General features: G+C 60.1%; 19 protein-coding genes. 9 read left to right on the top strand and 10 right to left on the bottom strand.

The genetic code is table 11. The features are described 5' to 3' along the window. Positions 1–48: 48 nt before the first annotated feature. Positions 49–1,593, bottom strand: a complete 1,545-nt coding sequence (locus Q0V31_RS09660) for an AmpG family muropeptide MFS transporter (protein ID WP_298187384.1) — start codon at positions 1,591–1,593, stop codon at positions 49–51. Between the two features lie 43 nt (positions 1,594–1,636). Then, positions 1,637–2,029 carry an MGMT family protein gene (locus Q0V31_RS09665; protein WP_298187385.1) on the bottom strand — a complete coding sequence of 131 codons (393 nt, stop codon included), beginning with the start codon at positions 2,027–2,029 and terminating at the stop codon, positions 1,637–1,639. On the opposite strand from Q0V31_RS09665, the gene Q0V31_RS09670 reads away from it, so the two are divergent. Beyond that, a complete protein-coding gene (locus Q0V31_RS09670; protein WP_298187387.1) occupies positions 2,028–3,026 on the top strand; it encodes a DUF481 domain-containing protein in 999 nt (332 codons plus the stop codon). The two genes, Q0V31_RS09665 and Q0V31_RS09670, sit on opposite strands and share 2 nt — an antisense overlap. Before the next feature lie 109 nt (positions 3,027–3,135). Continuing rightward, entirely contained in the window at positions 3,136–4,140 is a 1,005-nt protein-coding gene (locus Q0V31_RS09675; protein WP_298187388.1) for a DUF481 domain-containing protein, read from the top strand. Positions 4,141–4,424: 284 nt separating this feature from the next. On the opposite strand, the gene Q0V31_RS09680 is transcribed toward Q0V31_RS09675, so the two are convergent. Next, on the bottom strand, positions 4,425–5,183 hold the full coding sequence (locus Q0V31_RS09680) for an SDR family oxidoreductase (RefSeq protein WP_298187390.1): 759 nt from the start codon (positions 5,181–5,183) through the stop codon (positions 4,425–4,427). Positions 5,184–5,367: 184 nt separating this feature from the next. Here Q0V31_RS09680 and Q0V31_RS09685 point away from each other — a divergent pair, with 184 nt between their 5' ends. The 5 genes from Q0V31_RS09685 (at position 5,368) to Q0V31_RS09705 (ending at position 9,626) form a co-directional block, all read left to right on the top strand. Beyond that, positions 5,368–6,099, top strand: coding sequence for a DUF2470 domain-containing protein (locus tag Q0V31_RS09685; protein ID WP_298187392.1), 732 nt, complete (start codon positions 5,368–5,370; stop codon positions 6,097–6,099). A gap of 63 nt (positions 6,100–6,162) precedes the next feature. Further along, entirely contained in the window at positions 6,163–6,612 is a 450-nt protein-coding gene (locus Q0V31_RS09690; protein ID WP_298187395.1) for an FxsA family protein, read from the top strand. A gap of 214 nt (positions 6,613–6,826) precedes the next feature. Continuing rightward, positions 6,827–7,120, top strand: a complete 294-nt coding sequence (locus Q0V31_RS09695; protein WP_008032125.1) for a co-chaperone GroES — start codon at positions 6,827–6,829, stop codon at positions 7,118–7,120. 59 nt (positions 7,121–7,179) lie between these two features. Continuing rightward, on the top strand, positions 7,180–8,820 hold the full coding sequence (gene groL, locus Q0V31_RS09700; RefSeq protein ID WP_298187400.1) for a chaperonin GroEL: 1,641 nt from the start codon (positions 7,180–7,182) through the stop codon (positions 8,818–8,820). Between the two features lie 587 nt (positions 8,821–9,407). Beyond that, entirely contained in the window at positions 9,408–9,626 is a 219-nt protein-coding gene (locus Q0V31_RS09705) for a hypothetical protein (protein WP_298187401.1), read from the top strand. Positions 9,627–9,844: 218 nt separating this feature from the next. Here Q0V31_RS09705 and Q0V31_RS09710 read toward each other — a convergent pair whose 3' ends face one another. From Q0V31_RS09710 to Q0V31_RS09730, 5 genes are all read right to left on the bottom strand, one after another. Then, positions 9,845–11,470, bottom strand: a complete 1,626-nt coding sequence (locus Q0V31_RS09710; RefSeq protein WP_298187403.1) for a methyl-accepting chemotaxis protein — start codon at positions 11,468–11,470, stop codon at positions 9,845–9,847. Positions 11,471–11,680: 210 nt separating this feature from the next. After that, complete coding sequence (locus Q0V31_RS09715) at positions 11,681–12,790, bottom strand: DUF1513 domain-containing protein (protein ID WP_298191016.1); 1,110 nt, start codon at positions 12,788–12,790, stop codon at positions 11,681–11,683. Positions 12,791–12,799: 9 nt separating this feature from the next. Continuing rightward, entirely contained in the window at positions 12,800–13,861 is a 1,062-nt protein-coding gene (locus tag Q0V31_RS09720) for an imelysin family protein (protein ID WP_298187405.1), read from the bottom strand. Between the two features lie 10 nt (positions 13,862–13,871). Beyond that, positions 13,872–15,287, bottom strand: a complete 1,416-nt coding sequence (locus Q0V31_RS09725; RefSeq protein WP_298187406.1) for a di-heme oxidoredictase family protein — start codon at positions 15,285–15,287, stop codon at positions 13,872–13,874. Positions 15,288–15,531: 244 nt separating this feature from the next. Then, positions 15,532–16,866 carry an imelysin family protein gene (locus Q0V31_RS09730; RefSeq protein ID WP_298187407.1) on the bottom strand — a complete coding sequence of 445 codons (1,335 nt, stop codon included), beginning with the start codon at positions 16,864–16,866 and terminating at the stop codon, positions 15,532–15,534. A 202-nt stretch (positions 16,867–17,068) separates the two neighbouring features. On the opposite strand from Q0V31_RS09730, the gene Q0V31_RS09735 reads away from it, so the two are divergent. Next, positions 17,069–17,641 carry a LemA family protein gene (locus tag Q0V31_RS09735; RefSeq protein ID WP_298187409.1) on the top strand — a complete coding sequence of 191 codons (573 nt, stop codon included), beginning with the start codon at positions 17,069–17,071 and terminating at the stop codon, positions 17,639–17,641. A 3-nt stretch (positions 17,642–17,644) separates the two neighbouring features. Next, complete coding sequence (locus tag Q0V31_RS09740) at positions 17,645–18,541, top strand: GIDE domain-containing protein (RefSeq protein ID WP_298187411.1); 897 nt, start codon at positions 17,645–17,647, stop codon at positions 18,539–18,541. A 61-nt stretch (positions 18,542–18,602) separates the two neighbouring features. On the opposite strand, the gene Q0V31_RS09745 is transcribed toward Q0V31_RS09740, so the two are convergent. Both Q0V31_RS09745 and sodB read right to left on the bottom strand, forming a co-directional pair. Further along, positions 18,603–20,666 carry a bifunctional diguanylate cyclase/phosphodiesterase gene (locus tag Q0V31_RS09745; RefSeq protein ID WP_298187412.1) on the bottom strand — a complete coding sequence of 688 codons (2,064 nt, stop codon included), beginning with the start codon at positions 20,664–20,666 and terminating at the stop codon, positions 18,603–18,605. 401 nt (positions 20,667–21,067) lie between these two features. Beyond that, positions 21,068–21,649, bottom strand: coding sequence for a superoxide dismutase [Fe] (gene sodB, locus Q0V31_RS09750; RefSeq protein ID WP_298187413.1), 582 nt, complete (start codon positions 21,647–21,649; stop codon positions 21,068–21,070). Positions 21,650–21,743: the final 94 nt, after the last annotated feature.

Genomic DNA, 21,743 nt, shown 5'->3' on the forward strand with positions numbered 1-21,743 from the left:
CCGTGCAACTTACCTTGGCGGGCTGATACGGCCATTCTCGGATTGGTTTTATTGTCGTTCGGTTGAGGTCACTCCGCTGACATCATTGTGCTGTGGCTGCTCACGCCGCCATTGCAGAATGATCAGGATCAAGGTCGGGATGCCAAGCACGGCGGTAATTAGAAAGAACTGGGCGTAGCCGAATGACTCCACCATAACACCTGAGTAGCCACCGATCAGTCGCGGCAGTAATAGCATGATCGAACTGAGCAGGGCGTATTGGGTGGCGGAGAACTTCAGGTTGGTCAGGCTCGATAGATAGGCGACGAATGCCGCAGTTGCCAGGCCCGCGCTGAAGTTATCGGCGGAAATAGTCACGATCAGCATCTGCAGATCCGCGCCCATGCCGGACAGCATCAGGAACAGCAGATTAGTCGCTGCCGAGGCGGCGCCGCCGATAAACAGGATCGGCATAATGCCGAAGCGCACGATCAGCAAGCCGCCGAACCCTGCCCCAACCAGGGTCATCACCAGGCCAAACAGCTTGCTGACGCTGGCGATCTGATCCTTGGTAAAGCCCTGATCGATATAGAACACGTTGGCCATCACGCCCATCACGGTGTCTGACATGCGGTAGGTGGCGATCAGGCCCAGCAGCAGGAAAGCCTGCCAGCGGTAACGCACGATAAAGTCATTGACCGGCGTCAGGACTGGCGCCAAGCCGCGACGGCCCATGGACGACAGGCACAGGGCGCTGAGCACGGTGTAGAGCAGGGCGCGTAGAAAGGCGCGGTCCTCCAGTAACAGGTCGAGCAGGCTGTTCTGACCATTAATCAGGCTGGCGAAGTCGGTGTAATAGAACTGGGTGAACATCGCCGGTACCGACACCAGCAGCACAATCAACACCAGTACCGAGGCAATCTGGTGGCTAAAGCCATAGCGTGCGGCGGCCAGTTGGGTGCGCAGCGGTACGTCGGGCTCGCGCATCCACAGGCTGGTCAGCAAGCCGGGCAACATCAGTAGGGCAAACACCAGATAGGTGCCAGCCCAGGCACCGTGCTGGTAGAGCAGGGCAGTGGAGCCAAAGCCTTCGGCGAAATACAGCGCGCCGGCGGTGGCCAGTAGGGCGGCAACCCGGTAACCGGCCATATAGCTAGCGGCTAGCGCGGCCTGGCGGGTGTCGTCGACAATTTCCAGACGGTAGGCATCAACGGCGATGTCCTGAGTGGCCGAGGCGAAGGCTACCAGTACAGCCAGGGAAATCAGCCAGGTGAGGTGGGTTTGCGGATCACACAGCGCCATGCCTGCCAGGCCGATGGCGATCAGAACCTGGGACAGCACCAACCAGGAGCGTCGGCGCCCCAACTTGCCCAGCAGGGGTAAGCGCCATTGGTCGAGCAGCGGTGACCAGACCCATTTAAAGGCGTAGGCCAGCCCGATCAGGCTGGCAAAGCCAATGGTGTCGCGCGCCACACCGGCCTCGCGTAACCAGACGGAAAGAGTGGAGAACACCAGCATGTAGGGTAGGCCGGCGGCGAACCCTAGCAGGAGCAGCACCAGTGTCGAGGGGCTGGAATAAGCAGCAATGGCGTCACGCCAGCTTTTACGGGGCATTGAAGGGGTATCAGCCTGATTTTTATCGGACAAAGGGCGCACTCTAACCGCTGTGCTCTGTTGGGCGCCAGCCATAGCGCGGCATATCCACCCGATCATTTTCGATTGGCACCCCCTCCTCACGAAGGCGGCTGCGTTGCTCCGCGCCGGAGTGGCTGCCGGCCGGCAAGCTGAGACGGCCGTCTGCACCAATCACCCGATGCCACGGCAGGCTCGTGCCGTCCGGCAGTTGGCTGAGGCTGCGCCCGACCCAGCGCGCAGCGCGGCCCAGGCCGGAATAGGCGGCCAGCTGCCCGTAGCTCACCACGCAGCCAGCGGGCACCTGGGCCAGCGCCGCATAAAGTGCCGTGCGCCGCTCGCTCTGGCTTGCTGTGGGCTGGCCTGGCGCGGCATGCTTCGGCACCTGTTCTGGTTCGCTATCTGGCTTCTCCAACATGCTGCTACGTACTCTGTTGTGTTTACTGATTCTTGGTTTGGCCACGTCGGCGTGGGCGGATACGGTGTGGTTGAACAATGGTGACCGCCTGAGCGGCGAGATAGTTCTACTCGATGGCGGCAAGCTGGCCCTGAGAACCAAGTATGCCGGCCAGGTGCTGATTGCCTGGAAGGATATCGACACTCTGCGCTCGGACAAGCCCTTGCTGATTCGCCGTCAGGGCCTCGACAGCGAGCGCAGTAATCAGCTGGAGGCCGCAGGCAAGGGCATGGTGCGGGTGGTCAGTGAGCGCACGCAGACGGTGCCGTTGGCCAGCATTAAACGGCTTATACCGCCTCGCCCGGTGCTGCAGGATCGCTTCTGGGAAGGCAATCTGGACGCCAAACTCGACATGGAGCGTGATGATGACGACACCGACGAGTGGAAGCTAAAGGGCAACACACGTATTGAGCACGGTCGCTGGCGTCACGTGATGAGCGGCGAGTTGGAGCGCAAGGTCAAAAATCAGGCAAAAACCGCTGACAACTGGCAGCTGGAGTACGACCTTGACCGCTTTATCACGGACAACTGGTTCTGGCGGGTCGGTGCCGAGCAAAACGAGGATGAGTTCGCTTTCTTCACCCGCCAGCGCTCGCTGGGTACCGGGCCAGGTTATCGCTTCTGGGATAACGAGTTGGGCCGGCTGGATGTGGTGGGCCAGCTTAATCGCCTGCAATTGCAAACCCGTGATGCTGAGCTGGCGCTCAATACCTATTCACTGGCGTGGGACTTCAAGCGCCTGCTCTGGGGCACCCGGCTGGAGTTTTACAGCACAGCCGAGGTGCAGCTGCCGGATATCGAGCAGATCGACTACGTACTCGACAGTGAAATCGGCCTGCGTTACCGCCTGAATGATTGGGCGCGGCTATCGCTGCTGTACGAGCTCGATCAAGTGCGCGGGCTTGGCCAGTCATCGAGCGAGCGGCGTTATCTCTTGGGTGTGGGGGTCGGCTGGTAGGGGCTGCGGGTGAACTCGCGGTGCTTCTGTCGGTCAGTGCTTGCTCTGCTGCCGCGCTTACGGATAATGCTCGGCCTTCCGCACACCCCTAGATAGAAAGCCCCTCCTTATGTTTTCCAGATCCCTGCTTTGCCTGGCCCTCACGCTCGCTGCCACACCCGCATTAGCGGACACCGTTTGGCTGAAAAACGGTGACCGTTTGACCGGCAAGATCAAGTTTTACGACGGTGGCAAGCTGGTGCTGGCCACCGACTACGGCGGCGCTATTGCCTTGAGCTGGGACAAGATCGCCACCCTCGAAAGCGACCAGGAGCTGTTGATCAAAGAGAATGCTGTGGTGGGTGAGCGGGCTAAATCGCTGCGCCCAGCCGAGTCGGGTAAGGTCACCTTAGTCAACGGTGACGCGCCCAAAACAATCGAATTGGCCAGTATCCAGCAGATGCTCAAGCCCAAGCCGTTAATTGAAGACTTCGTCTGGAAGGGCAATATCGATGCGGGACTGGATTACAAGCGTGCCGAATCCGACACCGACGACTACGACATCAGCCTGAAGACCAAGGCGCGCCATGGCCTGTGGCGGCATAACGGAGAAGCGGACTACTCCCGCGAATTCCAGAATGACGTGGTCACCACCGATAACTGGGGTGTGGAATATGCCCTCGACCGCTTCATCACCGAGCATTGGTTCTGGCAGGGGCGCCTGGAATACAAGCGCGACCTGATCGAAGAGGTGCGCCGTCAGCGCACGGTCGGTACGGGTCCGGGTTACCAGTTCTGGGATAACGAGCTGGGGGCTTTCTCCGTGGCCGGCCTGCTCAACCGCACCGACTATGAATATGACACTGGTGAGCGTGATAACTTCTATGCGGTGAGCATGAAGTGGGATTACAACCGTTACCTGATCGGTAAAAGTGTCGAGCTGTTCAGTGATGGTGAAGTGGGCAAACCGCTGAACGGTGTGGCGGATTACACCTTGGATGCAGCACTCGGACTGCGTTACAAGCTGACCGACTGGGCCTCGCTGAATATGAAGGCCGAGAAGGACTTGGTCAGCGGCTCGCAAGGCGAGCTGGACGAAACCCGCTATAGCCTAGGATTTGGTGTCGGCTGGTAAGTGTTAGAGCATCGATCTGCTGCGCGTCGGCCCTGCTGCGTTAAAAACAGGCTCGGCAGCCGCTTGCGGCTAACGCGGTTTAGCGCGGCCCGAAGGGCGAGTGAAGCGAGTAATGCTCATGTACAAAAGTACACTCCGCTTCCTCGCTGTTTTGGCCAGCAGAAGGCTGTTACTACGTAGCGCCTTGCAGGATCCTAGCTCGCGAGATCGTGAACAGGTTCTAAGCAATACAAAAAGCCCCGCAGAGCGGGGCTTTTTGTATTCAGTGTTCTCGAACTAGCGGATCAGAGGCGCAGGCCGCCGTCCAGTTCCAGAATCCGACCGGTGTAATAGTCGTTTTCCAGGATGTAGGCCACCGAGTGGGCGATCTCGGCCGGTTTGCCCATGCGGCGCAGCGGGATCACCGAGGTCATGCGCTCCAGCGCTTCGGGCTTCATGCTGGCAACCATCTCGGTTTCGATAAAGCCTGGTGCCACGCCGGCGACACGGATGCCGTAGCGCGCGAGCTCCTTGGCCCACACAACGGTGTCAGCGGCCACCCCGGCCTTGGCCGCGGAATAGTTGGCCTGGCCGATGTTGCCGGCACGCGAGATAGACGAGATGTTGATGATCGCGCCTTCGCTTTTCAGCTCGATCATCTTCGCCGCCACTTCGCGGGTGCAGAGGAACACGCCGGTCAGGTTGACGTCGATTACCGACTGCCACTGAGCCAGGCTCAGCTTGGTCATTTCGCCGTCCTTGACCTTGATGGTCAGGCCGTCGCGCAGGATGCCGGCGTTGTTGACCAGGCCGTTGATCGCGCCAAAGTCTTCAGCAATCTGCGCCACGGTCTGAGTCACTTGTTCTTCATTGGCGACGTTGCACAGGTAAGAACGTGCTTCCACGCCCATGGCTTTACAGGCCGCCACGGCTTCGTCGAGCTTTTCTTGGTTGAGGTCGACCAGCGCCAACTTGACGCCTTTTTCTGCCAGGTATTCCGCCATGGCACGACCCAGGCCCTGGCAGCCGCCGGTGATCACGATAACTTTGTCTTTGAGTTGCATTGCCTATCCCCAAGTAATTCGAACCGCTGCAACCACTGCTGTGCGCCGGCCAGAACGCGTTACGAGTATTTGGCCCAGCGTGCGAGAGGCTCAACTGGTTCATCGGTGTAACCTTGCCGGCGCTGTAACCGTTATCCTAAAGCGCCTGTCCGTTAACGACGGATTCTATCCAAGGAGTCATAAGGTGAGCGTGAAAGCCGGTAAGCATGCCCGAGAATTGCTGCTCAAGGAATACCGGGGCGTGCTCAGCACCCATTCCAAGTCGATGCCGGGTTTCCCTTTCGGATCAGTGGTGCCCTATTGCCTGGATGCGGATGGCTACCCGCTGCTGCTGATCAGCCGCATAGCCCAACACACTCACAACCTCAAGCAGGACGCCAAGTGTTCGCTGCTGGTCAGCGAGCGTGGGGCCGAGGATGTGCAGGCGGTTGGACGGCTGACGCTGCTGGCAGAAGCCCGGCAATTGGAGGATGAGCAGCAGATTGCCGCCGCCGCGCAACGCTATTACCGCTACTTTCCCGACTCCCGCGGTTATCATCAGGCCCATGATTTCGACTTCTGGCGGCTGGAGCCGGTGCGCTGGCGTTATATCGGTGGTTTTGGCGCGATTCACTGGCTGGATCATGTGGCTCAGGCCAACCCCTTTGCCGGGGACAGTGAAGTCAGCATGCTCGAGCATATGAACAGCGACCACGCGGCAGCTATCGCTCACTATGTCGAGCTGGCAGGCTTGCCTAATCAGGTGCCGGCTGAGTTGGTCGGTATCGACAGCGAAGGCTTCCATCTGCGCATCGCTCAGGGTGTCTATTGGCTGGCCTTTCCAACATCCTGTAACAGTCCGCTTACGGTGCGTCAGGCCCTGGTAGCGCTGGCGCGGGCAACGGTGTGGCCGACCGACGGTCGGGCTTCAGCTTGAATTCAGCGTAACCCCCCATACTTCACTCTTACTGGAAGCTGATCTTCCGTTAAGGAACTTTTGATGCGCGCTTTTCTGTTTTTATTTTTACTCTTCCCGATCATTGAGCTGGCCGTACTGATCCAGGTAGGCGGTGCGATCGGGGTTTTGCCGACCCTGTTGCTGGTCGTCGGCTCGGCGGTGCTCGGCAGTGTGCTGTTGCGGGTGGCCGGTGTTGCCACGGCTTGGCGTGCGCGTGAACGGCTTGCGCGTGGTGAGTTACCCGAGCAGGAAATGCTCGAAGGCCTGCTGATCGCTGTCGGTGGTGGCCTGCTGCTGTTGCCTGGCTTTATCAGTGACTTCTTCGGGATCTTCTGCCTGATCCCCTTTACTCGTCGCCTGTTGGTCAACAAGGTGCGCCTGCGCGCCGCTGAGCAAGCCATGCGCCAGCGCGCCTTTTTCGACGACCAGGCGGCCCATTCCAGGCCAACCCAGGCAAATGTGCTGGAAGGCGAGTACGAGCGTCGTGAGTGAGTGCCTCGGCGGGTAATTTTCGATAAAGATTTCGTCCTCAGCCCTTGAAATCCCCCTGTGCGCCCTTATGTAGCGGTCACCGCAAGGTTTTTTGTCATTCAGACAAATCAGACTTCAGCGCTGCGCCTGGCGTAGCGCTACCGGCCTAGCCGGATTTTGCTAACCCGTCGGTGACTACACCGGCCGAAAAATAAACTATTGGGAGAGATCGACCATGAAGCTTCGTCCTCTGCATGACCGCGTCGTAATCCGTCGCAGCGAAGAAGAAAAGAAAACCGCCGGTGGCATCGTGCTGCCAGGTTCCGCTGCTGAAAAAGCCAACAGCGGTGAAGTCCTCGCTGTCGGTACTGGCCGCGTGCTGGACAACGGTGAAGTTCGTGCGCTGGCCGTCAAGGTCGGTGACAAAGTGGTATTTGGCCCGTACTCGGGCAGCAACACCGTCAAAGTTGACGGCGAAGACCTGCTGGTAATGGCTGAGAACGAAATTCTCGCCGTTATCGAAGGCTGATTGCAGCGCTCTGTCGCTACGAATTCCGCTCTATTTGAACGAATCAAGGAATAACCATCATGGCTGCTAAAGAAGTTAAATTCGGCGATTCCGCCCGTAAAAAAATGCTCGTTGGCGTTAACGTTCTGGCTGACGCGGTAAAAGCTACCCTCGGCCCGAAAGGCCGTAACGTGGTCATCGAGAAGAGCTATGGCGCTCCGCTGATCACCAAGGACGGCGTTTCCGTTGCCAAAGAAATCGAGCTGAAAGACAAGTTCGAAAACATGGGCGCCCAGCTGGTAAAAGATGTGGCCTCCAAGGCTAACGATGCGGCCGGCGATGGCACCACCACCGCCACCGTTCTGGCTCAGGCGATTGTTAGCGAAGGCCTGAAAGCCGTTGCTGCTGGCATGAACCCAATGGATCTGAAGCGCGGCATCGACAAGGCGACCATCGCTATCGTTGCTGAGCTGAAGAACCTGTCCAAGCCGTGCGCTGACACCAAGGCTATCGCTCAGGTTGGTTCGATCTCCGCTAACTCCGACAGCTCCATCGGCGAAATCATTGCCGAAGCCATGGAAAAAGTCGGCAAAGAAGGCGTGATCACCGTTGAAGAAGGCTCGGGCCTGGAAAACGAACTGTCGGTTGTTGAAGGCATGCAGTTCGACCGTGGCTACCTGTCCCCGTACTTCATCAACAAGCCAGACACCATGGTTGCCGAGCTTGATGCTCCAGCGATCCTGCTGGTCGACAAGAAAATCTCCAACATCCGTGAGCTGCTGCCAGTTCTCGAAGCTGTGGCCAAGTCTGGCCGTCCGCTGTTGATCGTGGCTGAAGACGTTGAAGGCGAAGCCCTGGCGACTCTGGTTGTGAACAACATGCGCGGTATCGTTAAAGTCGCTGCCGTTAAGGCACCAGGCTTCGGTGATCGTCGCAAGGCCATGCTGCAGGACATCGCTGTGCTGACTGGCGGTACCGTAATCTCCGAAGAGATCGGTCTGAGCCTGGAAAGCGCCACCCTGGAGCACCTGGGTAACGCCAAGCGCGTGATCCTCAGCAAAGAAAACACCACCATCATCGACGGTGCTGGCGTTCAGGCTGATATCGAGTCGCGCGTTCTGCAGATCCGTAAGCAGATCGAAGACACTTCGTCCGACTACGACAAAGAGAAGCTGCAAGAGCGTCTGGCCAAACTGGCTGGCGGTGTTGCGGTGATCAAAGTCGGTGCCGGCACCGAAGTTGAAATGAAAGAGAAGAAAGCCCGCGTTGACGACGCCCTGCACGCCACCCGCGCAGCCGTTGAAGAAGGCGTGGTACCTGGCGGTGGCGTGGCACTGGTACGTGCTCTGCAGGCCATCAGCGAACTGAAAGGCGAAAACGCCGATCAGGACGTCGGTATCGCGCTGCTGCGCCGTGCTGTTGAAGCGCCGCTGCGTCAGATCGTTTCCAACGCTGGCGGCGAGCCAAGCGTAGTGGTCGACAAGGTCAAGCAGGGTTCGGGTAACTTCGGCTTCAACGCCGCCACCGACACCTACGGCGACATGATCGAGATGGGTATTCTCGATCCGGCCAAGGTTACCCGCACGGCGCTGCAAGCTGCTGCTTCGATCGGTAGCCTGATGATCACCACCGAAGCGATGATCGCCGAAGTGGCTGATGACAAGGCTGCACCGGCCATGCCAGACATGGGCGGTATGGGTGGCATGGGCGGCATGATGTAAGCCAGCCTGGCCCCTAGCAGGCCGCCGCCAGGCGGTTTGCACGCTGTAAAGAAAACCCCGTGCCTGTCACGGGGTTTTCATTTTTATCGGCTATAACAGTCCCGCGCGGCAAAGCGGTATGCCAATTGCTTTGGTTAATGCCTGCTCCCGGACTGGAGCCTGTCAATTTGTGCGGTGCTGCATTGCAGCATGGCCACTTCTTGTTTTGACCTCACCTGGATGTGCTCTACCACGCTGCTTTGCAGGGTGGGCGGAGATTGTGTCGGTTACGGTTTTCCGGCGCCTGTTTTAACGCTGCAGGTTGTATGACGCACCGCTCTGCTGCAATTGGGCAATTAAGTGACCCTGAGGTTGTTACCGTTAGGTGCGTGATACGCCCTGTGCCTGCTCAGTTGTTGGGTTGAACTATCGGCCTGAATACGGTTCGAAGGCGTGGCCTGCCAATGGCTTGCCGGCGAATCAAGGTGATCGGGTGGTTGTAAGCAGCGTTCCAGTAACCACCATTGGTCGCTAATCGCGACGCCAGGGTTATCAGTGGTCTAGGGTAAGTAAACGGCGTTTGGCAGCGCTATCAAGAGGTTGCAGTTATGAAGTTAGAAATCGCACGAGGTTTGTTCTTGGTCGGCGCGCTTAGCGTGGCCTCACTCGCGGCAGCGGCCTGGCAGGAAGCTACGCCTCAGGTTATTAGTGAGAATGCTGCGGGTTACTGCTTGCTCCCGCCGCAAGCGCATGAAGCGGATGTATTGAAGCCTGATCAGGACCTGTTGTTGTTTATGTTCGGCCTGTCCCAAGGTCTTCGCTCCTGAGCGGGCGTTGTGCATCACCTGATTTTCAGGCAGTAAAAAGCCCTGCAATGCAGGGCTTTTTTGTGGGCTGCCATCCTTGTTGGTCACCCCCTTCGAGGTTATGCGCGGAGACAGGCCTTGCTCACGGCGCAGCTGCTTGCGGATCAAGCCAATCCGCGCCACTAGGCCCCTCTAGGTGTGCCTCTGACTTATCGAGTTTTGGTTTACAGCGGCTGTGCTCAGGCGCTTAGGCGTTGGGTCACTTCACCGAGCTGGCCGGACAGCTCATGCAGGTTCTGCCCGGCGCTTTCGGTGCGCTGCACGTTCTCCTGATTCGCCGTGGCAATGGCGGTGATCTCGGTGAGGTTGCGTGAGATATCCTCGGCGACCGAGGTCTGTTCTTCGGCGGCGGTGGCAATCTGCCGGTTCATGTCGCGGATGGCCTCCACGGCTTGAGTGATCAGTTGCAGGTTGGCCCCGGCTTCGGTGACTTGGGTCACACCTTCCTCGCTGCGGTGCTGGCCACTCTCAATTGCCCGCACAGCATTGACTGCCCCGGTTTGCACGGTGTCGATGATCTGGTGGATTTCTGCCGTGGACTCGGCCGTGCGCTGGGCCAGGGTGCGCACTTCGTCAGCCACTACCGCAAAGCCACGGCCCTGCTCGCCCGCACGGGCGGCTTCGATGGCCGCGTTGAGTGCGAGCAGGTTGGTTTGTTCGGCGATCCCGCGAATCACTTCCAGCACCTTGCCGATGCGCCCCGTGTCGCCTTCCAGGCGGCGGATGACCGCGGAGGTGCTGCTGATTTCGCCACGAATATCGGTGATGGTCTTGATGGTCGCCTGCATCACTTTCTCGCCCTGGCGTGCTGCACTGTCGGCATCGTCGGCGGCATTTGCCGCTTCGGCTGCGTGGCGCGCGACTTCCTGGGCGGTGGCAGACATCTCGTGCATCGCCGTGGCGACTTGGTCGGTACGCGAGAACTGCTCGCGGGTGCCTTGGCCCATCAGGGTGGCGATGGCGTTGAGTTCGCCGCTGGCGGTGTCGAGGTCACTGGTCGTGCGCTTTAGGCGAGTAAACGTATCGGCGAGAAAGTCGCGCAGGATATTGGCGGCCACGGCCAGGTTACCCAGTTCATCCTGACGGCTGGCGTCCACGCGCTTGCCGAAATTGCCCTGGCTGAGCAGGGCGATGTGCGCGATTAGTTCACGGATGGGGTTGATCAGATTACGGTTGATCAACCATAGGCTGAGCAGGGCAATGAGCAGGGTGGCACCGAGCATCGCCAGGATGCCGACGAGTATGGTGCGATCCGCCGCGGCATTGATCAGGCTGGCCTGGTCGAGGCTCTGTTTGTACAGCTGTGCGGCCAGTGCGTCCATTTGCTCGGTGGTGTTGCGGTCGATGCCCGCAACTGCGGTGTCGCCGGCTTTGGCGTCAGCCCCCGCAGCAATAAAAGCATCGCGGCCTGCACGGTATTTGCTGCCCAAGTTTTGGTGCTCGTTGCGCAAACTATCGACCTTGCGCTTGAGGTCGAGATCGTTGCTGGCCAGCAGGCTGAGTTTGCTCAGGGTGTCCTGAACCTTGCGTTCCTGTGCCTCGAACTGGCTCCAGTACTTATTCAGTTGAGCGCTGTCGGAGCCGCGCAGCAGGACGTTCTTCCACTCCTGGATCTGGGTCTTGAAGTCGAGGTTGGCGACGCCGATCAATGTCGACTGTTCCAGTGGGCCTTCGAGTAGCCCGCGGTAATCGCGCATACCATTGGAGAGGAGGCTGAAGCAGGCCAGTGCGGTGAGCAGAATCAGCGCCAGACTACCGCCCAGCAGCGCGAGAATTTGTGCGCGCAAGGATTTTTGCAGAAACATGGATACCTCGGAATGTGGAAAGCAGAATGCCGATGACGCTGAGTGCGTCATAACTGCGAAAATCCCTATCGACTGGTATCGGCTGGGCCGGATTGCCAAGAGGCAGCGGCGGACTGGACATATAGATCGGCGCGGCGACAGTATTCTTGAGCGTGTCGTAAGCGTTTTAGCGTTTTAGCGCTTTAAAATCGCTGGGGCTAAAGCCTGGTGTCAGGCCAGGCGTAGGTGGTTGTCCCAGAGCCCGGCGGGCAGTTGCAGGGGCTGGCTGGTGATGCGCTCGCCACGGCAGTCATACAGGCGGCAACGCCCCACGCCGCTGCTGACGACAAAACCATCGGCTACCGCGCCGACGCCGGCGCAATCGGCCAGGGGCGCATCAAGGCGCAGTGCGGCGCTGTCCAGGTCCCAGATAAATACCCGATTGCCACGCGGTGCAGTCAGGGCCAGCAGGCGCAGTTCGCTGTGGATTGCCACGCTGGCGGTGTACTGGTTCATCAGCTGGCGCTGCGCATCGGCGACGGGAAAGTGCTGGAAGGGCTGGCCGGGACGCTTGATCGCCAACAGCGGCACCTTGTCGCTGAGTTCGCCCATATATTGCTGGCCGCTGACGACGGTGCCATCGCTGGCCACGGCCAGGTGGCGCACGCTGTTCATCTGTTCGGGCAGTTGCTCCTTGCTCACCAGGCTGCCGTCGCGCTGCAGCAATACCAGGCTCGACTGCATGCTGTTGAGGTTCATCTCCACTCGGCTATCGGCCTCGGTGCGGATGCCGCCGTTGGCCACTACCAGGGTTTCGCCGTCTGGCAGCCAGAGCAATTGGTGCGGGCCGATGCCGTGGGTCGAGAGTTCGTCACTGCGTTGCAGCTGTTCGCCTTGGAGGCGGTAAACCCCCAGTACACCGCGACCGGGGTCGCGGGTGTCATTCTCGGTGGCGTACAGCCATTCACCGCTCTTGTGGAACACCGCATGGCCGTAGAAGTGGCGCTGCGCGGGCGCGCGCAGGGTTTGCAGCAGGCGGCCGTCGCGGGTATCGACTAGGTAGCTCTCGGTGCTCGGACGGCGCCCGACAAACAGCGCCATCGGCAGAAACGGATGAGCGATGACATCGTGGCAGCGTTCGCTGACCGCAGTCGCGAATACCTGGCTGCCATCCAGCCGGTAGCCGACGGCGAAGTGCTGGCCGGCGGCATCATTGCGCGCCGACAGCAGCAGTGCTTGCGGGCCACTGTGCGTCAGCGTCCAGCCACCCAAGGTACTGGCGGCTACCGCAGTGGCGGCGAGGGCCGTGGCGCCTAAGCCGAGAAAGGTGCGGCGGTTGATTGGCATGGATCAATCACCGTCATGGGCGTTGAAGCCCAGTTGAATGCCCAGAGTCTTGGCCAAATCAGCCTCGTGCAGGCGATGCAGGGCGCTCAGGCTGTCATACAAAGCGTTCAGCTCGGCACGACCGGCTTCGTCGCTGAGCAGTTCGCCGAGCGGGCGCTGTGCGTTGGCCAGGCGCTGACGGGTGTCGCTGTAGGCGGCATTGATACGTTGTTTCAGCTCGGTTTGCTCGGCGTTAAGCAGCGCCTGGATGCCATCCTGTTCGGCGCCCAGCCAGATGCGCTCGGCACTCGCCACGCTGGCGGCGAGGTTGCTCAGGCTGGCCTGGCTGCGCCAGGCTTCGGCCTGATAAGGCTGTGGCTGGCCTTTGCTTTGGCGACCCATGGGCGTGCCGAGCTTCTTTTTCAGCCCGTCGATGGCGCTGACCTGGGTGCGCAGCAATTCTGCCAGCGCTTCCGGGGCTTCGGCGTAGCGTGCATTGGGGAAGCGCTTTAGCTGCGCAGCGATACCCTCGTCACTCTGCCAGCTGGCCAGCACGTCAGCTGCGAGCGCTTGCTGATGTTCGCCGACGGCAACAAGCAGCGGACAGTAACGGGCTTTCTGCTCGGGGTTGTTGAGGTCAAGTGCCGCGTCGAACAGCAGGTATTCGTAGGCGGTCAGGCCTTGCACCACCACGCTGGATTTATCCAGATCGGTTGGGCTGATGTCAGGCTTTTTGTTGAGCAGAGCTTCAACCTGGCGCGCAACCAGGTTCTTTTTGTCGGGCCAGAACTGCACTTGCCAGGCCCGGTTGCCTTCCGCCAGGGGGCCGAGCAGCGCTGGTTGCACAGCGGCCCAGGCGCTCTGCGCAGTGGCGAAGGCCTGGCGCGCTTCGGCGAGGTTCTGTTGGTCGCTGCAGAAGGCCAGGGCGCTGGCCGCCAGCTGGCGGTCGGCCTCATGCCAGGCGCTATAAATGGGCAGGATTACGCCATCGGTCAGTGCCTGACTGACCTGCTGCTGTGGATCGGCTGGGCTGCAGGCGGTGAGGGTCAAACTGAGCAGGGCCAGGCCCAGGGGGGAGCGGATCATGAGTGACTCCTTACAGCGAGTTCAGGAAGGCCAACAGCGCGGCGCGCTGATCGGCGTTGAAAGTCAGGACGTGTTGTTTGGCCGCTTCGGCTTCACCGCCATGCCAGAGAATGGCCTCCAGCAGGTTGCGCGCGCGGCCGTCATGCAGAAACTGAGTGTGGCCGTTAACCGTTGCCGTCAAACCAATGCCCCACAGCGGCGGGGTGCGCCATTCTTGGCCGCTGGCGAGGAACTCCGGGCGATTGTCGGCCAGCCCTGGGCCCATGTCATGCAGCAACAGGTCGCTGTAGGGGCGAATAACCTGGTTGGACAACTCCGGCTCGGCCGCGTCGGCTGCGGTGGTGAAGGTCGCACTGTGGCAACCCTGGCAACCGGCCTGATAGAACAGGTTTTTACCCATCAGGACCTGTGGCGAATCAACCTCGCGGCGTGCCGGAACCCCCAGGTTGCGGGTGTAGAACAGCACGCTGGCGAGAATGCTGTCGCTGACCTCAGGCTTGCCGCCATGGGTTGCATTGCGGCAGTCCAGCTGCGCCTCGCTGCAATTGTCCTGGGCAATCAACGTGCTGGTCAGGCCCATGTCGTTGGCAAAGGCTTCGGCATTTTGCTGGTTTAGGGTGGGTTGCCCGGCTTTCCAGCCGAAGCGGCCAAGTACCGTGCGCTGTTGTGCGCGGTCCCAGACCTGATTGGCGCGCCCGGAAATACCATCGCCATTGCTGTCCTCGGGGTCGGCATTGGCCAGGATGGCGGCCTCGGGAATGGCCTCGAGCAGGCCGAGACCGATCATCGGTGGGGCGATACGGGCGGAGAGCAAGGTGTCGGGATGCAGCGCGCCGTAACCGAGCTGGCTGATATCCAGGCTGGGTTGGCGCAGCTCAACCAGCAGGCCGTCGGCAAAACTAACCGACTGGGGGCTGTAGCTGACGCGTACCTTGCCTTCAGGCGCCGTGCCAGGGTTGGCCATGTCTTGCAGTTGGCTGCCGTAGGTCGGTTCGGCCAGTACGCCGAGACGCTGAATAATCGCCGTATGCTCGCTGCCCGCAGGGATCGACAGGCGCACCAGCATCGACACCGCACTTTGTGCCTCAGGCGCCGGTGGATGGCCACGGCCGTCCTTGATGTGGCAGTTCTGGCAGGCGTTGGTGTTGAACAGCGGGCCAAGACCGTCGCGCGCCGTGGTGGTGGCCGGTGAAGTGACCCAGGGGTTGCGGAAGAAGCTGTTACCGACGCTGAAGTCCAGGCGGCGTAACGGTGACAGGTTGGCAGACGGTAACGAAAAAGCGTTCTGATCTGCTTTACGCACGGTGGCGCTGCCGCCAGACAAGGCTTCGCCGGGCTCTGCTTGGGTGAAGCGTGGCGGCTTGTCACAGGCCGTCAGGCTCAGCCCGAGGGCCAGTAGCAGCGCGACGCGATGCAGCGCAAACATGGGAGAGCATCCACAGCAGAAAACAGGCGGCAGATATTACCAGTCTGCAATGGTTTAAATAAGACGGATTTGCATTATCACTGATGACTAAACGCCGCAGGGCGTCAACATCGCCGAATGCGGTCTGTCGTCGCCTAGCGCCGGCCCCGAAAGGTGGCGGCGCAGCGTCCAGAAAAAAGCCGCACCCTTTGCAGAGTGCGGCTTGCAAGTCGAGGCGCTGGCGTGGACCAGGCCGCTATGTGGCTTAGAAACTGTGGTCAGCGGTGTCCGGGTTGAGGTCGCTGATGCCCAGCTTGCCGGCAGCTTGCTCAATAGCACCGGTTTGCTTGACCAGGGCGGCGATGGCGTCACGGACGATTTGCTGGCCAGCGGTGTTTTCCGCGGCAATCAGCTGATCGAAGTGCTGGCCGTTGTTGGCGCTGTCGACCAGGGCCTGCAGTTTGCTTTCAGTCGCTGCGAGGTCAGCCTTGAGGGTGTCATCGGCGGCGGCGTCAGCTTTGGCGATCAGGGAGGACAGGCTTGGGCCGGTCAGGGTGGTGCCATCAGCCTTCTTGTACTCGCCGAGGTAAACGTTACGGATACCTTTGCCGTTGTAGAAGTGCGAGTTGTGGGTGTTGTCGCTGAAACAGTCATGCTCGTCTTCGGTGGAGTTGGCTTCCAGCGCGACTTTCATGCGCTCACCAGCCAGTTCGCCGAGGGACAGGCTGCCCATGCCAAAGAGCATTTTACGCAAACCGTTCTCGGCCGATTCGGCTTCCAGGGTGGCGCGGTAGTTGTCGGCATTGCCGGCTTGCCACTGCACGACCATGGCGTCCAGATCGCTGACCAGCAGGTCGGTCGCAGCTTTAAGGAACGCGCGACGACGCTCGTTGTTGCCACCGGTAGCACCGTCACCCACCACGAAATCTGTCGCCGGGCGCTCGCCAGCGCCTGGATTGGTACCGTTCAGGTCTTGGCCCCACAGCAGGAATTCGATGGCGTGGTAGCCGGTGGCAACGTTGGCTTCGGAGCCGCCCAGCTCATTGAGGCTGGCCAGCAGTTCTGGGGTGAGGGTGCTGACATCGAGCTTATCTTCGCCAATCTGCAATTCGGTGTTGGCAATGATATTGGCGCTGGAGCCTGGGTTGCCCAGCGCGTGCTGGTAGTCCTTGGCGACGTAATCGATCAGGCCTTCATCCAGCGGCCAGGCGTTCATCTGGCCTTCCCAATCGTCGACCACAGCGTTACCGAAACGGAATACTTCACTCTGCATGTAGGGCGCGCGGGCGGCTAACCAGGCTTCGCGGGCGGCTTGCAGGGTGTCAGCATTGGGCGTGGCGAGCAGGGTATCAATTGCGCTTTGCAGCGCTTTACCGGTGCTGGCGGCGTCGCTGAAGACGGCCAGAGCCAGGTCCGCATAGTGGCTGACTACTGCCTTAGCTGCTGCCTGATCAATCTGCCCGGCGGTTACCGCCGCCGCGCTGGCGCTGCTGGCCGCGGGTGCGGCGGCTTGGTTGGCTGGCGCTTTATCTTCGCCGCAACCGGCGAGTGAAATGGCGATGGCAAGCAGGCTGGCAGAGGCCAGGGGCATACGGAGCATGGCGAAATCCTTTACAAGTTAGGTGAAACACTCATGCGTCTGAGTGCAAAAGGCAAAGCATAATGCGAAAGATTTGCATTATGCGCAAAGGGTTCATGCAGTTTTTTTTGCCCTACGCTGTGGTTGAAGTCTGCGTTGGGACAAGTCGATAGGGCTAAAATGCCCAGCTGAATTGCTTTTTGATAACCGCTCGGAGTACTGCATGAGCCTTACCAGTGTCGTCATTAGTGTGCTGTTGATCCTGCTCGCCGCCTATGCCGTGATGCTCTACAACGCATTGGTGCGGTTGAAGCACGGTGTCAGCAAAGCCTGGTCGAATATCGAGGTGATGCTCAAGCAGCGCCACGAGGAACTGCCCAAGTTGGTCGAAACCTGCAAGCAGTACATGCAGCATGAACGCAGTACGCTGGAGGCGGTGATTACTGCGCGCCAGGCGGTTTCCAACGCGCAGGCCAAAGCCGACATGAATGCGCTGGGCCAGGCCGAGACGGGCTTGCGGGCGGGGCTTGGCCAGCTGTTTGCGCTGGCCGAGAACTATCCCGAACTGAAAGCCAACGAGAGCTTTCAGCACCTGCAGCAACGCATCAGCGGTTTGGAGAACGGCATTGCCGACCGCCGCGAGTTGTACAACGAGGCGGTCAACCTGAACAACGTGCGCATCGAGCAGTTTCCCGATGTGCTGATTGCCCGCGTATTTGCCTTCAAAGAGGCGGTGTTGTTGCAATTCAGCGAGGCGGAAAAGGCCGATGTCGATCTCAAGTCGCTGTTTGCCTAGGCCGTGGATATTCAGGGACAGGTTATCGGCGTGGCCTGCAGCGTGGCGGTTAGCGCTGGCGGGGCCTGGTGGTTCTTGCGGCGTTTCTCGCAAGCACGGCACCTGCTCGATACGCCGACCTCGAAGATTCGATCGGCCGCCCAGGGCTATGTCGAGTTCTACGGTGTTCTGCATGAGCGTGGCGAGGCGCAGTTGCTCGGGCCGCTGACCAATACCCCTTGCCTGTGGTGGCGTTACAAAATCGAGGAATACACTTCAAGCGGCAAAAAACGCAGCTGGCGCACCCTGGAAAGCGGCAGCAGCGAAGCCCTGCTGCAACTCGATGACAGCACCGGCAGCTGCCTGATTGACCCGCGCGGCGCGCAAGTACGGCCGCAGACCCGCGACGTTTGGAAAGGCCGTTTGCGCCATCCTCTTGGCGCGGACAAAAGCGCTTGGCGCGCGTTGTTTAGCGACGGCCAGCGCTACCGCTATACCGAGGAGCGCTTGCATGCTGGCCAGCCCTTGTATGCCATAGGCAACTTTCGCAGCAGCGGTGGCGGGCGTCAGGGCCTGGATTTGGCGGCAGCGCAAGGCGCGGTGATTCGTCAGTGGAAGGGTGACTTCGCCGGCCTGTTGCAGCGCTTTGACAGCGACGGTAATGGTCAGCTGGATGAGCGCGAATGGCAGCGGGTGCAGCTTGCCGCGAGCCTGGAAGCCGAAGACCGTCATCGCCAGCAAAGTACTCAGGCGGTGCAACATCACCTGGGTAAACCGCTTGAGGCGCAGCCGTTTATTCTTTCCTGCGCTGGCGAGGATGAACTGGTGCGCTTGTTCTACTGGCAGGCGGCTGGCGGGGTGTTGCTGTGTGTGGCGGGCGCGCTGGCAGCGGCCTGGCTGCTGGGGATCAACAGCGTCTAAGCGAACAGGACGGCGCAACAAGAAGCCCGCCAATTGGCGGGCTTTTGCGTATGTATCTGGGTTAGATTGTAGCGGGATTGGCGGCGCTGTTTAGGCGTCGGGCTTGCTTCAAATAGGCCGTCAGCTCGCGGGCCGGCAGTGGCTTGCTGTACAGGTAGCCCTGGCCCTCGTTGCAGCCCTGAGCGATGATGTAGGCCTCTTGCTCAACGGTTTCCACGCCCTCGGCGATCACTTGCATGCCGAGGCTCTTACCCAGCTGAATGATGGCGCGCACGATGGTCGCATCGTCTTCGTCTTGCAGCAGGTCTTGGACAAAGCTCTTATCAATCTTGATTTTGTCCAGCGGCAGGCTTCTCAGGTAACTCAACGAGGAATAGCCCGTACCAAAGTCATCAATCGCAATCAGCGCGCCGGAGCGGCGCAGGCTGAGCAGGTGTTGGGCGGCGGTGTTGATGTCTTCCATCAAACCGGTCTCGGTGACTTCCAGCTCCAGGCTGCGCATCGGCAGACGATAAACCTGCATCAGGTTGTTCACGACTCGCGGCAGCTCGACGTGGTGCAGCTGTACGGTGGACAAGTTGACCGCCATGCGCAGCTCGGTAAAGCCCTGGTCATGCCATTCGCGTAGCTGGCGGCAGGTCTGGTCGAGAATCCATTCGCCGATCGGGATGATGCTGCCGTTCTGTTCGGCCAGCGGAATAAACAGATCCGGCGGTACTAGGCCATGTTGCGGGTGTTGCCAGCGCAGCAGTGCCTCGACGCCGACCACGCGATGGTCGCGGTAATCGATCTGGGGCTGATAGACCAGGTGCAACTGCTTCAAGGTCAGGGCGTCGCGCAAGTCTTTTTCCAGCTCGCGGCGGCGGCGCATTTCGCTGTCGACGCTGGCGATATAGAACTGGTAGCGGTTGCGCGAGCGGCTCTTGGCCAGGGTCATGGTTTGTTCGGCTTTTTGCAGCAGCTTCTCGGTGCTGTCGCCGTCTTCAGGGAACAGAGTGATGCCGATGGTGGCGCGCAGGCGCACTTGCTGCTGGTCGAGCATAAACGGGGTGTCGAGGTCGTCGAGCACGGTTTGCGCCAGCTCGGCGGCTTCATAGGGCTGCTCGATGTCGGCCTGAACCAGGGCGAATTGGTCGCCACCGAGGCGGGCCAGGGCACCGAGGCGGCCGCTGTGGCTGCGCAGGCGGTCGGACAGGGCCAAGAGCAGTTGGTCGCCGGTCTGGTAACTGAATTGCTCGTTAATGCCTTTGAAGTCATCCAGGCCCACGCACAGAACGGCCACGCGGCGATTTAGGCGTCCGGCATCTTCGAGAATCTTGTCGAGTTGTTGCTGCAGTTGCAGGCGGTTCGGCAAGCCGGTGAGGAAGTCGTACTGAGCCATGCGCAATAAGCTGTTTTCCGCTTCACGGCGCAGGCTGGTGTTGCGCTCGATGGAGGAGAGCAGTTGGTTGGCCGTGTTGATCCATAAGCCCAACTCGTTCTTCTCGTTGCCCTTGAGCATCGGCAGCTTGTGCTCGCTGGGGCGATCCGGGTTGATGTTGCTCAGGTGCTCGATGATTTGCGACAAGGGCTTGGTCAACAGCCAGTGGTAGACCAAATACAGCACCAGGCCCATCGCTAAGGCGCGCAATACGCCGGAGATAAAGATGATGATCGAGTTGGTAACGAAGCTCTCGCCATAGGGCGCGGTGTCGAGGGTGATGTTGAGATCGCCGTAGTACTCACTGTACGGGCCACGACCTACCAGCTTAGTGGTGTATTGCTGCTCTTTACCGAGGATCGGGTCAGTCATCCAACGCATGGAACTGTTGACCTGTTCGCGGGACTTTTCCGCCAGCATCGGCTCGTTGGGGTGGCCGATGGCGGCCATGCGCACTGAGTCGTGCTGGAACAGACCTTCGATGACCTGCATCCCCATTTCCCGGTCCAGGCTATACACCGCCTGGGTGGACGGATCACGGAACATGCCAAGGATTCGGTGCGCGTCGTTGTCGACGGCCTGGCGGGTTTTGTACGCATCGAAAACGATTTGCGCAACGCTCAAGACCACGCCGACGATCAGCGCTGAGAGCAGCACTACGCGGAGCAATTTAAGTGACAAGCTGTTTTTGAGTTCCAGCTTCAAGTGGCGGTTCCTTGTTCGAAGCCGTTCGCATCAGACGCACTGAGTATTGGCAAAGTCGCGCTTGCCGTCAAAGGGCCATTACTCAAGTGGGGCAAGCTTATTCTCGGTTGCGCGGCGATGGCGTGACTGTATCGGCTCGGGTTGTCGGTGGCTTGAGCGCCGTTGGGCGGCTTTTTGTACTTGGTCGCGTTGCTGGCAATGTCGGAGCGTCTGGAAATGCATGTCAGACCTTAGCTTGTTAAGTGCGAATATTCATCTGCCGGCATTGCTTGGCCCTGCTCAGTGTTTTCGCTGCGGATGGCCTGGCGGGTTTCGCCGGTGGTGCGGGTTGTGGTGAGGCAGTCTCCGTATAACAACAAACCCGGCACTGGGCCGGGTTTGTTGTGGGGTTGCGCAGGTGCTTAGGCGGCGAAGTTTTTCGCTACGAAGTCCCAGTTAACCAGGTTCCAGAACGCTTCGACGTACTTCGGACGCGCGTTGCGGTAGTCGATGTAGTAAGCGTGTTCCCAGACGTCGCAGGTCAGCAGCGGGGTGTCGCCGCTGGTCAGCGGGCAGCCTGCGCCGATGGTGCTGGCCAGGGCCAGGGAGCCGTCGGCCTTCTTAACCAGCCAGCCCCAGCCGGAGCCGAAGGTGCCGATGGAAACCTTGCTGAACTCTTCTTTGAACTTGTCGAACGAACCGAAGGCGGCGTTGATCGCGTCAGCCAGGGCACCAGTCGGTTGGCCGCCGGCGTTCGGTGCCAGGCAGTTCCAGTAGAAAGTGTGGTTCCAGACTTGGGCGGCGTTATTGAAGATGCCACCCGAGGAGGTCTTGACGATCTCTTCCAGGGTTTTGCCTTCGAACTCGGTGCCAGGTACCAGGTTGTTCAGGTTCACGACGTAGGTGTTGTGGTGCTTGTCGTGGTGGAATTCCAAGGTTTCCTTGGAAATGTGCGGCTGCAGGGCGTCATGAGCGTAAGGCAGCGGCGGCAATTCGAAAGCCATGGTTTATCTCCTAATCAGGTCAGGTGCGGTGTGCGCGAGGCCGATCACGGGCGGCCATCTAAGCGGCGTGAGTTATCTCTATGCGCCGCAAGCC

Source organism: uncultured Pseudomonas sp. (assembly GCF_943846705.1).
Lineage (GTDB): Bacteria > Pseudomonadota > Gammaproteobacteria > Pseudomonadales > Pseudomonadaceae > Aquipseudomonas.